Origin of the sequence: Pseudoalteromonas sp. GABNS16E (assembly GCF_028598715.1) — a bacterium.
In the GTDB taxonomy this organism is placed as follows: domain Bacteria; phylum Pseudomonadota; class Gammaproteobacteria; order Enterobacterales; family Alteromonadaceae; genus Pseudoalteromonas; species Pseudoalteromonas atlantica.
The window spans coordinates 63,112-76,929 of sequence record NZ_JAQREZ010000010.1 but is presented as its reverse complement, the minus strand read 5'-3'; the positions used below and the strand labels follow the sequence as shown (position 1 = coordinate 76,929).

Genomic DNA, 13,818 nt, shown 5'->3' with positions numbered 1-13,818 from the left:
TTAAATTTTACACGCGCCGCCTGCACAATCATCATCTTCCACTTCTGGAGTGTCGTCTTGTGCATCTGATGCGCCATCGCGGGTGTTATGGTAGTAAAGTGTTTTAACACCAAGCTTGTATGCACCTAGTAAGTCTTTTAATAAGACTTTCATAGGTACTTTACCGCCTTCGTATTTGTTTGGATCATAATTGGTATTGGCCGAAATAGTTTGGTCAATAAACTTTTGCATTATGCCCACTAACTGTAAGTAACCATCGTTTGATGGAATATCCCACAGTAGCTCGTAGTTATCTTTTAAGCGTTCGTACTCAGGAACTACTTGTTTTAAAATACCGTCTTTACTTGCTTTAACGCTAATGTGACCACGTGGTGGCTCAATACCGTTAGTTGCGTTAGAGATTTGCGACGATGTTTCTGAAGGCATTAATGCGCTAAGTGTTGAGTTACGCATGCCGTGCTCTTTAATGCTGGCACGTAACGAATCCCAATCTAAGTGCAGTGGCTCATCACAAATTTTATCTAAGTCACGTTTGTACGTATCAGTTGGCATAATACCTTGAGAGTACGTTGTTTCGTTAAACTTAGGACACGCGCCACGCTCTTTAGCCAGCTCGTTTGATGCCTTCATTAAGTAGTATTGAATTGCTTCAAACGTTTTGTGAGTCAGTGCATTAGCACTGCCATCAGAGTAACGCTTACCATTTTTAGCAAGGTAGTACGCGTAGTTAATTACGCCTATTCCTAACGTACGACGGCCCATAGTGGCATTACGTGCAGCCGGTACTGGGTAGTCTTGGAAATCAAGTAGGTTATCAAGTGCACGTACTGCAAGTTCTGCAAGCTCTTCAAGTTCATCAAGTGACTCAATAGCGCCTAGGTTAAATGCAGATAGCGTACAAAGTGCAATTTCGCCTTCTTCATCGTTTACGTTATTTAACGGCTTAGTTGGCAATGCAATTTCTAAACATAAGTTCGATTGGCGAATTGGCGCAACTTTAGAGATAAACGGGCTGTGCGTATTACAGTGATCCACATTTTGTAAATAAATACGACCTGTGCTGGCACGCTCTTGTGCGAACATTGAGAAAAGCTCAATCGCTTTAATACGCTTTTTACGAATTGACTCGTCTTGCTCGTATTTTACGTATAACGCATCAAACTCGTCTTGGTCTTCAAAGAATGCATCGTAAAGGCCAGGCACATCTGATGGGCTAAATAACGTAATGTAGTCGTCTTTAATTAAACGAGAGTACATTAGTTTATTAAACTGTACGCCGTAATCTAAATGACGAACACGGTTATCATCAACACCACGGTTATTTTTAAGTACCAGTAGGTTTTCTACTTCTAAATGCCAAAGCGGGTAGAATAACGTTGCAGCACCGCCACGTACACCACCTTGCGAGCAGCTTTTAACCGCTGTTTGAAAGTGCTTATAAAAAGGAATACAACCTGTGTGGTACGCCTCGCCGTTACGGATATGGCTACCTAATGCACGAATACGGCCGGCGTTAATACCAATACCTGCACGTTGGGAAACGTACTTAACAATGGCAGATGATGTGGCGTTAATTGAATCAAGGCTGTCACCACATTCAATAAGTACACACGAGCTAAACTGACGCGTAGGGGTACGCACACCCGACATAATTGGCGTAGGTAAAGAGATTTTAAACGTTGATACTGCATCGTAAAAACGTTTGATGTAGTCAATACGCGTTTCGCGCGGGTAGTCAGAGAATAAACTCGCAGCCACTAAGATATATAAAAACTGGGCGCTTTCGTAAATCTCACCCGTTACGCGGTTTTGTACCAGGTATTTACCTTCAAGCTGCTTTACTGCTGCGTAGCTAAAGTTAAGATCGCGCGAATGATCAAGATAAGCATCTAGCTCATCAAGCTCTTGCTCTGTGTAATCAACGAGTAAGTGAGCGTCGTAGCGTTTGTCTTCAACCATTTTTGTAACATGGTCAAATAAACGTGGAGGCTCAAACTGGCCATACGCTTTTTTACGTAAGTGGAATACAGCTAAGCGGGCAGCTAAGTACTGGTAGTCAGGCGACTCTTTTGAAATTTGATCGGCTGCTGCTTTAATGATGGTTTCGTGAATATCTTTTGTACGAATACCGTCGTAAAATTGAATGTGTGACTTTAATTCAACCTGTGAAACCGATACGTTGTTTAAACCTTCGGCGGCCCATTCAATAACGCGATGGATCTTATCAAGATCTAAAGGCTCTTTACGCCCGTCACGCTTGCTTACAGATAACTGTTGGTTCATAGCTTTGCCTGTATTCCTTGGGAATTGTGTATTTTGACCAATGCTTTATACCTCGCCAAAGCAAGGTACGTATTCATTTATTATAAGTTTCACCGTATTGGCGAATTTAATTGAATAACATTTGGCCACAATATCTGGTGTTGTTCAATTTAGAGATCACAAGATAGTGTGGTCTGAGCTGATTTGCAAGGGACATAATTGCCCCTATTTGTGGATAACTTTGGGATAACGTATTTGTGTTAGTAGTCACTCACCTTCGAACAATCATTTAAGTTGAAATAGCTAAAAATCAACTAATGATCTGCTAAATTTACGCATTTTGAAAATAAATTTCGACTGCTTTTTTTATCATCAAGCTTTGCATAAAAACTAACACAATCACAATATATAGTGTTTAAAAATTTACATGGCACTATATATGGTTAAAAGCATCAATGGGGCTGTGCCAGTTAAAATCGGCTTCCCAGCCCTTGGCCTCATCAATACTTGGTATATAGCCCCAAAGCGCTGTTGCTGTGTGCATACCTGCGGCTTTACCTGCTTCTATATCACGTTGAGCATCACCTATGTATAAACAACGTTTAGGATCTACGTTCATCAGTTTTGTACAGTGTAGTAAGGGTAAAGGTGATGGTTTAGCCTCGGTGAGGGTATCGCCACTGATCACAACGTGTGCATTTTTTAAAGCGGGTATAGCAGCTACTAATGGATCGGTTAAAAACCCGGGCTTATTAGTCATTATTCCCCATTTTATACCTTGGTTCTCAAGGGCTATGAGTAATGATTCTATGCCTTCAAAGCAGCGGGTGTGTGTCGCTAGGTTTTGGCTGTAGTGGCTGACTAACTGTTTTATACGTTCAGTTTGAGGTTGCGATGCCCATTGCGCTTTAAAGCCAAGTTCAAGCAATGCGCCGGCGCCATTAGACGCTACTTTTCTATACGCTTCAGGCGTAACTTGCGCAACACCTTCACTTTTAAGTACAGCATTTAAAGCAGCACCTAAATCGTCTGCCGTATCAAGCAAGGTGCCATCTAAATCAAATAAGAAAGCGTCGTACTCAAAAGGAGTTAAGGGGGTATGAGAGCTAGCCATTATGCTAACTTCTCAAAATGAAGAATATAATTAACACTCACATCTGTATTTAATGAATACTGCTTAGAAAGCGGGTTGTAGCCCAGGCCAGCACTGGCACGTACTTTTAAACCGGCTTGTTCAGCCCATGCAATAAGTTGTGCAGGTTTGATAAATTTGTTGTGATCGTGTGTGCCCTCAGGCACCATTTTTAACAGCTTTTCAGCACCTACAATAGCAAACAAGTAAGCTTTAGGCGTTTTATTTAGGGTTGAGAAAAAAACATCAGCCCCCGGCTTGGCAAGCTCTGCGACTGCATGAATAATAGAAGCAGGGTCAGGTACGTGCTCTAGCATTTCCATACAGGTTATTACATCAAAGCGAGCAGGGTGCTGGGTTGCAAATTCTTCTGCAGGTACTTTTATATAGTCAACATTTACACCGGTTTCTAGGCTATGAAGCTTTGCCACGGTGAGTGGCTCTTGGCCCATGTCTATACCGGTTACGTGTGCGCCCATGCGTGCCATGCTTTCGCTAAGAATGCCGCCACCACAGCCTACATCGAGTGTTTCTTTATCAAATAAGCCTTGGGTTTTGTTAGCCACAAAGTCTAATCGTAATGGGTTAATTTCGTGAAGAGGTTTAAACTCTCCGTCTTGGTCCCACCATCGCTCTGCAATGGCTTCAAATTTTGCTATTTCTGCGTTATCTACATTTTGATGTTCGGTCATAAAATACTTCCTCGTCAATCTGAGGCCATTATATAGGGCTAAATTGATAAATCGCAAAGTTTTGCGCCTGTAAATTTAAATTAATTGTGATAGCATGGTCGCTTAGAAATAATAACAAATACTCTTGGCGCCTAATACCGGGTTGCTAAGAGCTGATACTGAAGGAATGTGATATCAAATGACTGATCTCGCCAATGAAATTCTGCCAGTCAATATTGAAGACGAGTTAAAAAACTCCTACCTTGATTACGCAATGAGCGTAATTGTAGGACGTGCATTACCAGACGTACGTGATGGTTTAAAACCTGTTCACCGCCGCGTTTTGTTTGCAATGAACGAGCTTAGTAATGACTGGAATAAGCCTTACAAAAAATCGGCCCGTGTGGTCGGTGACGTAATCGGTAAATACCACCCACACGGCGACAGTGCAGTTTATGACACCATCGTGCGTATGGCACAGCCATTCTCACTACGTTATATGCTTGTAGATGGCCAAGGTAACTTCGGTTCGGTTGATGGTGATTCAGCAGCGGCAATGCGTTATACAGAAGTACGTATGGCAAAAATGTCGCATGAGTTATTAGCCGATCTTGAAAAAGAAACGGTTGATTTCGTTCCTAACTACGACGGTACCGAACAAATTCCTGACGTTTTACCAACCAAAGTGCCTAACTTACTTGTTAACGGTTCATCGGGTATTGCGGTAGGTATGGCAACAAACATTCCACCACATAACTTAACTGAAGTGGTTAATGGTTGTTTAGCGCTTATTCAAAACCCTGATTTAACGATTCATGAATTAATGGATTACATTCCGGGTCCTGATTTCCCAACGGCTGCCATTATTAATGGTAAAAAAGGCATTGAAGATGCTTATTTAACCGGCCGTGGTAAAGTGTACATGCGTGCACGTGCCGACATCGAAACCGATGAAAAAACAGGCCGCGAAACCATTATCGTGCACGAAATTCCTTATCAGGTTAACAAAGCACGCTTAATTGAAAAAATTGCTGAGCTTGTTAAAGATAAAAAAATTGAAGGCATTAGCGCACTACGTGATGAATCAGATAAAGACGGTATGCGTATCGTTATTGAGATCAAACGTGGTGATGTAGGTGAAGTTATCCTCAACAACTTATATTCACAAACTCAGTTACAAACTGTGTTTGGTATGAATATGGTTGCATTAATTAATAACCAACCTAAGTGTTTCAACTTAAAAGAAATGCTTGAAGAGTTTGTTATTCACCGCCGTGAAGTGGTTACACGCCGTACCGTATTTGATTTACGTAAAGCGCGCGACCGTGCTCATACCCTTGAAGGTTTAGCAATTGCGCTTGCCAACATCGACCCAATTATTGAGCTTATTCGTAAATCGCCAACCCCAGCTGAGGCTAAAGTAGCCTTAACAGCTCGCCCTTGGGATTTAGGTAACGTACAAGCTATGCTTGAAAAAGCAGGCGAAGACAACGTAGCACGCCCAGATTGGCTGGCAAGTGAGCTGGGTATTCGCGATGGTCAGTACTATATTTCTGAGCAGCAAGCACAAGCAATTCTTGATTTACGTTTACACAAACTAACCGGTCTTGAGCATGAAAAAATCTTAGCAGAGTACCAATCGCTGTTAGATTTAATTGCTGAGCTACTACACATTTTAGGTAGCCCTGAGCGTTTAATGGAAGTTATTCGTGATGAGTTAGTAGAAATTAAAGAGCAATATGGTGATGAGCGTCGTACAGAAATTAACGCGGCAGCGCACGATATTAGCCTTGAAGATTTAATTAACGAAGAAGATGTTGTTGTGACCCTGTCGCACGAAGGTTACGTTAAGTATCAGGCATTGTCTGATTACGAAGCGCAGCGCCGTGGTGGTAAAGGTAAGTCAGCAACGAAGATGAAAGATGAAGATTTCATTGAGCGTCTTTTAGTGGCTAATACCCACGATACCATTTTATGTTTCTCTACTGCGGGTCGTTTGTACTGGCTTAAAGTATACCAGTTACCACTGGCTAGTCGCGCCGCTCGCGGTAAGCCAATTGTTAACTTACTGCCACTTGAAGATGATGAGCGCATTACTGCTATCTTACCTGTACGCGAGTACGAAGAAGATAAATACATTTTCATGGCAACTGCATTTGGTACTGTGAAGAAAACACCACTAACGGCATACAGCCGTCAACGTGCAAGCGGTATTATTGCGGTAAACCTTAACGAAGGCGATAGCCTAATTGGGGTTGATATTACCGACGGTAGTAACGAAATTATGTTGTTTACTGATGCAGGTAAAGTGGTACGCTTTAAAGAAGCGGAAGAGTCTGCGGTTGTTGATGAAAACGGCAACCCGGTACTTGACGAAGAAGGCAACCCTGAAATTCGTTTCAAAGGTGTTCGCCCTATGGGTCGTACTGCTACCGGTGTTCGTGGTATTAAGATGGCCGACGATCAACGCGTAGTGTCGTTAATTGTGCCTAAGTCTGACGGTGCTATTTTAACTGTGACTGAAAATGGTTACGGTAAACGTACTCAACTTGAAGATTACCCATCTAAGAGCCGTGCAACACAAGGTGTTGTATCTATTAAGGTGAGTGAGCGTAATGGCGCAGTAGTTGGCGCTGTACAAGTTGACGACAACGACGAAATAATGATTATTTCAAACCGTGGTACGCTAGTACGTACCCGCGTTAATGAAGTATCGACGGTTGGACGTAACACCCAAGGTGTTATTTTGATCAGAACTATTGACGAAGAGCAAGTAGTTGGTTTACAACGTATCGAAGAGATTGAAGTTACAGACAGTGACTTAGTTGATATTGAAGACGTTGAAACGGTTGATACAGTAAATGAAGAAGCAACGGATGATAATCCACCTTCTGAATAACTGAAATTGAAAAAGCGGCTAAGGCCGCTTTTTTTAATCATGTTGAAAAAAATTAATAATCCTTTTTTGTTTATCAAAAGAGTTTAAATTACTGGAATGAGGCAAAGGTAATGAGTAAATATAATTTTTGTGCGGGGCCAGCTATGCTTCCACAAGCTGTTATGCAAAAAGCACAAAAAGAATTTTTAGACTGGCAAGACTTAGGCGTATCTGTGATGGAAATAAGCCATCGTAGTAAAGATTTTTTAACGCTTACCGCAAAATGCGAAGCCAGCCTTCGTCGTTTAATGAACATTAGCGATGAATTTGAAGTGTTATTTATGCACGGTGGTGGCCGCGGTCAATTTAGTGCTGTGCCTTTAAATTTACATCAAAATGGTAAAACAGCGGTTTACTGCGAGAACGGCGTTTGGTCTAAAAGTGCTACTGACGAAGCTAATAAATTTACTCAAACCCATTCAATCAACGTTAGAAATGACGCAAACGGGCTGTTTTCTATAAAAGAAGTGGCGCAGTGGGACTTACCTGCAGATGCATCTTACATTCACTACTGTCCAAATGAAACGGTAGACGGATTAGAGATTTTTGATGTGCCTAGTCACCCAACAGCGCCTATTATTGCTGATATGTCGTCGACTATTTTGTCGCGCGAAATTGACGTAAATAAATTTGATTTAATTTATGCTGGTGCACAAAAAAATATAGGTCCATCAGGTATAGCTATTGTTATTGTTCGCAAAACATTACTTGAGCGTGAAGGTTTAGCTAAACCTGGCATTTTAGATTACGCACTTGAAGCAAAACAAGGCAGCATGTTTAATACACCGCCTACTTTTGCATGGTATTTAGCGGCCGAAGTATTTGAATGGCTTGAGAAAAACGGTGGCGTTAAGGCAATGGAAGCACAAAATATTGCTAAAGCTAAGCTGCTTTATGACTTTATTGATGAATCGCCTTTTTATACTAATAAAGTAGCGACGCATTGTCGTTCGCGTATGAATGTACCGTTTTGGCTAAACGATGAAAGCTTAAACGAAAAGTTTGTAACGCAATCTAAAGAAGCCGGCTTACTTGCCCTAGAAGGACACCGAATTGTAGGCGGTATGCGCGCAAGTATTTATAACGCAATGCCACTTGCAGGTGTGCAAGCCTTGGTTGACTTTATGGCGGCATTTGCACAGGAGCACAGCTAATGGAACAACTTCGTTTAGAGCCTATTTCTCGTGTAAATGGCAGTGTTACCTTACCAGGGTCTAAAAGCCTATCAAACCGTATTTTATTATTAGCAGCGCTGGCTCAAGGGACTACCGTTGTTGAAAACCTGCTAGATAGCGATGATATTCGCCATATGTTGGGTGCATTAAAACTACTAGGTGTTAACGTAACGCTTAATGATGATCGCACTGTGGCAACCGTAGAAGGGGTTGGCGGTGTATTTAAAACCCCAAGTGAACCTTTATTTTTAGGCAATGCAGGTACTGCTTATCGTCCTTTAACCGCGGTACTCGCAGCTGTAGCTGGGGAGTATGAGCTTATAGGTGAGCCGCGCATGGAAGAGCGCCCAATAGGGCACTTGGTCGATGCGCTACAAGCACTTGGCGGCGATATTACCTACACAAAACATAAAGACTACCCACCACTAAAAATAATTGGTGGGCAAATTAAAGGCGGTACTGTTGAAATTGATGGCAGTATTTCTAGCCAATTTTTAACAGCACTGCTAATGGCTGCCCCTTTATTTAGTGGTGATACGCAAATTACCATTAAGGGTACTTTGGTCTCTAAGCCTTACATTGATATAACGTTAGATGTAATGGCCCGTTTTGGGGTAACTGTTGAGCACAGCGACTATACAACATTTAAAGTTAAAGGCGGCCAACAATATCAATCACTAGAGCGTATTATGGTGGAGGGGGATGCATCATCAGCGTCTTACTTTGTTGCGGCAGCGGCTATTGCCGGTGGCGAAATTGAAATTAAAGGCGTGGGCGCTAAATCAGTTCAAGGTGATATTGGTTTTGCTAAAGTGATGGAACAAGTAGGCGCTGAAATAAAATGGTATGACGAGCGTTTAGTTGTTCGTAAAGGTGAATTAAAAGGTGTAGATATTGACGCTAACGCTATCCCTGATGCGGCAATGACACTTGCTACAGTTGCTTTATTTGCTAAAGGGCCTACGGCTATTCGCAATATTTATAACTGGCGTGTAAAAGAAACCGACCGTTTATATGCTATGGCAACTGAACTTCGTAAAGTGGGTGCCGAGGTTGTAGAGGGTGAAGATTTTATCGAAATTACACCACCGAGTGCATTCAATGATGTGGCTATAGATACGTATGACGATCACCGTATAGCAATGTGTTTTGCAATGGTTGCCGTAGGCGGAAAGCCTATTACAATCAACGATCCTAAATGTACATATAAAACTTTTCCAACCTTTTTCAAGGTTTTAGCATCAGTGAGTGAGTAGGCTTTTTATAAATAATTATAAAAAGTTACACACTAAAGCGGATCTATTTGCAGAAGTGACGTATAATATCGCGGTTTTATTTAGGTGTGCATTGCAGGAGGTTTTAAATGCAGGCGTTATTAATGCCCGTAATCACCGTTGATGGCCCAAGTGGTTCAGGTAAAGGAACAGTTTGTCGCTTGTTAGCCGACAAATTGGGGTGGGATGTATTGGATAGCGGCGCAATTTACCGTGTATTATCCCTTGCCGCACTTCATCACCAAATAGCATTAGACAACGAAGAAGCGCTTGTCCCGCTTGCTGCAAACTTAGATGTGCAGTTTTTGGTTGATAGCCAAACTAATGCTGGAAAAGTTATTTTAGAAGGCGAAGATGTAACCTCGACAATTCGTAATGAAGAGGTTGGGGCAGCTGCTTCAAAAGTGGCTGCATTACCGCGTGTACGTGAAGCGTTACTTCGACGCCAGCGTGCGTTTAAAACCGAACGGGGCTTAATTGCTGATGGCCGAGATATGGGCACCGTGGTTTTTCAAGACGCACCATTGAAAATATATTTAACCGCTAGTGCACAAGAACGCGCGCGCAGACGTTTTGTTGAGTTGAATGAGCGCGGCCTTGATGTTACACTAAGTGGTCTATTACAGGACATTCAAGCTCGTGATGAGCGCGATATGAATCGCACCGTTGCGCCGCTTGTTCCTGCTGATGATGCAATTGAAATAGACACAAGCGAGCTTAACGCTCAGCAAGTGTTTGATAAAGTTATAACTTTAGTAGATATTGCTATCTCACAAGGCAAGCTTCCTAAACGAAGCTAAACACATTTTATGCACCAGCAGGACGCCAGTGCTATTTTAACAACCCCATGCAGCATGGTTGCTTATTGGTATTAATATATGAGACGTATATTCGTATGTCAGAAAATTTTGCGCAGTTATTTGAAGAAAGCTTAAAGGGTTTTGAAGCAGAGCAAGGCTCTATTGTTAAAGGTACAGTAATCTCTATCGAGAATAACATTGTACTTGTAGATGCTGGTCTTAAATCAGAAAGTGCTATCCCTGCAGAGCAGTTCAAAAATGCTGCTGGTGAACTAGAAGTTGCTGTAGGCGACGAAGTAGATGTTGCACTAGATGCAATCGAAGACGGTTTCGGTGAAACTATCCTTTCTCGTGAGAAAGCGAAGCGTCACGAAGCGTGGATCCGTCTTGAGAAAGCATGTGAAGAGCAAGAGACTGTTACTGGTGTTATCAACGGTAAAGTTAAAGGCGGTTTCACAGTTGAAGTTGATTCAATCCGTGCTTTCCTACCTGGTTCACTTGTTGATGTTCGTCCAGTACGTGACACAACTCACCTTGAAGGCAAAGAGCTTGAATTTAAAGTAATCAAGCTTGACCAAAAACGTAACAACGTTGTTGTTTCACGTCGTGCAGTTATCGAATCTGAAAACTCACAAGAACGTGAAGAGCTTCTTGCTAACCTTGTTGAAGGTCAAGAAGTTAAAGGTATCGTTAAGAACCTTACTGACTACGGTGCATTCGTTGACCTTGGTGGTGTTGATGGTCTACTACACATCACTGATATGGCGTGGAAGCGTGTTAAGCACCCTTCAGAAATCGTTAATGTTGGCGACGAAATCGCAGTTAAAGTTCTTAAATTCGACAAAGATAAAACTCGTGTATCTCTAGGCCTTAAACAGCTTGGCGAAGATCCATGGGCAGCTATCGCTGGTCGTTACCCAGAAGGTTCTAAGCTTTCTGGTCGTGTAACTAACCTTACTGATTACGGTTGCTTCGTAGAAATCGAAGAAGGCGTTGAAGGTCTAGTTCACGTTTCTGAAATGGATTGGACTAACAAGAACATCCACCCTTCAAAAGTTGTTTCACTAGGTGACACTGTTGAAGTTATGGTTCTTGAAATCGACGAAGAACGTCGTCGTATTTCTCTTGGTCTTAAGCAATGTATTGCTAATCCTTGGCAGGAATTTGCTCGTCTACAAAACAAAGGCGACCAAGTTACTGGTAAGATCAAATCAATCACTGACTTCGGTATCTTTATCGGTCTTGACGGTGGTATTGATGGTCTTGTACACCTTTCAGACATTTCTTGGAACACGCCTGGCGAAGAAGCTGTACGTGAATTCAAGAAAGGCGACGAAATCACTGCTATCGTATTGCAAGTTGACCCAGAGCGTGAACGTATCTCTCTAGGTGTTAAGCAAATCGAAGCTGACCCGTTCAATAACTACCTTGATGCAAACAAAAAAGGTGCTATTGTTAAAGGTAAAGTGACTGAAGTTGATGCGAAAGGCGCAACTGTAGAGCTTATCGAAGGCGTTGAAGGTTACATCCGTGTAGCTGATATCGCTCAAGAGCGCGTTGAAGATGCAACGACTGTTGCTTCTGTAGGCGACGAAATCGAAGCTAAATACGTTGGCGTTGATCGTAAGAACCGCACTTTAAGCTTATCTGTTAAAGCTCTTTTCGAAGCAGAAGAGAAAGAAGTACTAGAGAAGCTTAAGAAAGAAGAGCCAGTGTTTGAAAACGCAATGGCAGCTGCTTTCGCAAATGCACAAAAAGACTAATTACTAATTAGTTTTTAATTGGAAGGGCAGTTTTGCCCTTCCACTATTCTCTTTAAGGAAACGCTATGACTAAGTCAGAACTGATAGAAACACTTGCCGAACAGCACGCACACGTTCCAGTGAAAGATGTTGAAAATGCAGTAAAAGAAATTCTTGAACAAATGGCCGGCTCATTATCTACTTCAGATCGTATTGAGATCAGAGGTTTTGGTAGTTTCTCTTTGCATTACCGCGCTCCTCGCACAGGTCGTAATCCTAAGACTGGCGATACAGTAGAGCTTGATGGTAAGCATGTACCTCATTTTAAACCAGGCAAAGAATTACGCGACCGCGTAAACGAGAGTATTGCCTAGTTAACCAGTTGGAGTAGTTACTTGTTTAAGGTATTAAAAATTATTCTGGTTGTACTATGCCTATTTTGCGCATTTTTATTGGGTTCTCAAAATCCACAATTAGTACAAATCAATTATATTATTGCCAGTAATACCTTGCCACTCGCTGTAATAATAAGTATCTGCTTTATACTGGGTGTAATAATAGGGTGTTTTATTAGCTTTAAATTGTTTTCTAAATTAAAGTGGCAAAATTACCGCTTAAAAAAACAATTAGCGCCAGAAAAAAATAATAGTAAGCTTATTGCTAATAAAGACACCTAATCATGATTGAGCTTTTGTTTTTACTACTGCCTGTTGCTGCCGGTTATGGCTGGATTATGGGCAAAAATAGTGCAAAAAACCAAGCTCATCAACTCAATCGCCAAATCACTTCTGAATACAGTAAAGGCCTAAAGTTTTTACTAGACAGAGAAGAAGATCAGGGCTTAGAGCATCTAATAAACCTATTAGAAGTGGCTGCTGACTCTGTTGACCACTATTCAACCCTTGCTACCATGTTCCGCCGAAGAGGTGAGCTTGACCGCGCAATAAAAATTCATGAACTCCTTTTAAAACACCCAAGTTTAAATGAACAACAAGCCGCAGCTAGCCGTCTAGAATTAGCCGAAGATTATATTATGGCCGGCTTATTAGACGGTGCAGAAGAGCATTTAGTGTGGCTTGTTAAAGCTGGGCATGAACAAGCACTTGACCCAATTATTACTTTATACTCGCAAACCCGAGAGTGGGAAAAGGGCATTAATATGTTCGAAGCCCATAGTGAGTTATTTGTTAAAGAGCAGCATTTTAAAGCAATTGCTAATTTTTACAGCGAAGCTGCCTTAAGCGAAAATAAACCGCAATTAATGAACAAAGCCATTAGCTTAAATTACAAAGCGGTTCGCCCTTTGTACGAATTAGGGTTATCGGCTTACACAAGTGAAGACTACGTAAAAGCAATTTACTATTGGCGTGAACTCGTTTGCCAATTTACGTTATTTGCGCCTTTGTTTATTGATCAGCTTGCACATAGTTATAAGCAGTTAAATTTAACACATCAGTTTCATGATTTATTATGTGACTTGCTCGATAAAGGTGGGGTGCTAATAAAAATAAAACATTGCCAAGCACTGTTAGAGCAGGGAAATACTAAACAGGCATTTGATTTTTTAACCGACAGCTTAAAACGTCAGCCTACAATTCGAGGTTTTAGCTTTTTACTACAGCTAATGGGTGATAAAAATCCAAATACCAAAGAAGTACTTGATGAAATTGATAAGCTAGTTACGTCGTATATAGCTACAAAACCAGACTTTCAATGCCAACATTGTGGTTTTACAAGCCACACTATTTATTGGAACTGCCCATCTTGTAAACATTGGGAAACCATTGTGCCAAGTAGAGGCCTAGACGGATTTTAATAACCCCC

11 protein-coding genes are annotated in these 13,818 nt (G+C 41.6%); 8 read left to right on the top strand and 3 right to left on the bottom strand.

Annotated elements, in window-relative coordinates; all coding sequences use genetic code 11:
* The 3 genes from nrdA to ubiG form a co-directional block, all read right to left on the bottom strand.
* Window positions 1-2,283 (bottom strand): class 1a ribonucleoside-diphosphate reductase subunit alpha, encoded by a 2,283-nt coding sequence (nrdA, locus tag PSI06_RS06440; RefSeq protein WP_024034091.1) that lies wholly within the window; start codon window positions 2,281-2,283, stop codon window positions 1-3.
* Window positions 2,284-2,695: 412 nt separating this feature from the next.
* The gene (locus PSI06_RS06435) at window positions 2,696-3,376 is read right to left on the bottom strand and encodes an HAD family hydrolase (RefSeq protein ID WP_248530917.1); all 681 of its coding nucleotides are present in this window, start codon (window positions 3,374-3,376) and stop codon (window positions 2,696-2,698) included.
* The gene (ubiG, locus tag PSI06_RS06430; RefSeq protein ID WP_004587866.1) at window positions 3,376-4,086 is read right to left on the bottom strand and encodes a bifunctional 2-polyprenyl-6-hydroxyphenol methylase/3-demethylubiquinol 3-O-methyltransferase UbiG; all 711 of its coding nucleotides are present in this window, start codon (window positions 4,084-4,086) and stop codon (window positions 3,376-3,378) included. The genes PSI06_RS06435 and ubiG overlap by 1 nt, the downstream gene beginning before the upstream one ends.
* Window positions 4,087-4,264: 178 nt before the next feature.
* On the opposite strand from ubiG, the gene gyrA reads away from it, so the two are divergent.
* The 8 genes from gyrA (at window position 4,265) to lapB (ending at window position 13,810) form a co-directional block, all read left to right on the top strand.
* On the top strand, window positions 4,265-6,964 hold the full coding sequence (gyrA, locus tag PSI06_RS06425; RefSeq protein WP_024034094.1) for a DNA topoisomerase (ATP-hydrolyzing) subunit A: 2,700 nt from the start codon (window positions 4,265-4,267) through the stop codon (window positions 6,962-6,964).
* A gap of 110 nt (window positions 6,965-7,074) precedes the next feature.
* Window positions 7,075-8,157: a 3-phosphoserine/phosphohydroxythreonine transaminase gene (gene serC / locus PSI06_RS06420; RefSeq protein WP_273603251.1), complete on the top strand. Its 1,083-nt coding sequence runs from the start codon at window positions 7,075-7,077 to the stop codon at window positions 8,155-8,157.
* Window positions 8,157-9,434, top strand: a complete 1,278-nt coding sequence (gene aroA / locus PSI06_RS06415; protein WP_004587869.1) for a 3-phosphoshikimate 1-carboxyvinyltransferase — start codon at window positions 8,157-8,159, stop codon at window positions 9,432-9,434. Before serC ends, aroA begins: the two co-directional genes overlap by 1 nt.
* A 107-nt stretch (window positions 9,435-9,541) precedes the next feature.
* A complete protein-coding gene (gene cmk / locus PSI06_RS06410; RefSeq protein WP_273603250.1) occupies window positions 9,542-10,252 on the top strand; it encodes a (d)CMP kinase in 711 nt (236 codons plus the stop codon).
* A gap of 95 nt (window positions 10,253-10,347) precedes the next feature.
* Window positions 10,348-12,015 (top strand): 30S ribosomal protein S1, encoded by a 1,668-nt coding sequence (rpsA, locus tag PSI06_RS06405; protein ID WP_004587871.1) that lies wholly within the window; start codon window positions 10,348-10,350, stop codon window positions 12,013-12,015.
* Window positions 12,016-12,080: 65 nt separating this feature from the next.
* Window positions 12,081-12,368 (top strand): integration host factor subunit beta, encoded by a 288-nt coding sequence (gene ihfB / locus PSI06_RS06400; RefSeq protein WP_004587872.1) that lies wholly within the window; start codon window positions 12,081-12,083, stop codon window positions 12,366-12,368.
* 21 nt (window positions 12,369-12,389) lie between these two features.
* On the top strand, window positions 12,390-12,671 hold the full coding sequence (locus PSI06_RS06395; RefSeq protein WP_004587873.1) for a lipopolysaccharide assembly protein LapA domain-containing protein: 282 nt from the start codon (window positions 12,390-12,392) through the stop codon (window positions 12,669-12,671).
* A 2-nt stretch (window positions 12,672-12,673) separates the two neighbouring features.
* Window positions 12,674-13,810 (top strand): lipopolysaccharide assembly protein LapB, encoded by a 1,137-nt coding sequence (gene lapB / locus PSI06_RS06390; RefSeq protein ID WP_054982456.1) that lies wholly within the window; start codon window positions 12,674-12,676, stop codon window positions 13,808-13,810.
* Window positions 13,811-13,818: the final 8 nt, after the last annotated feature.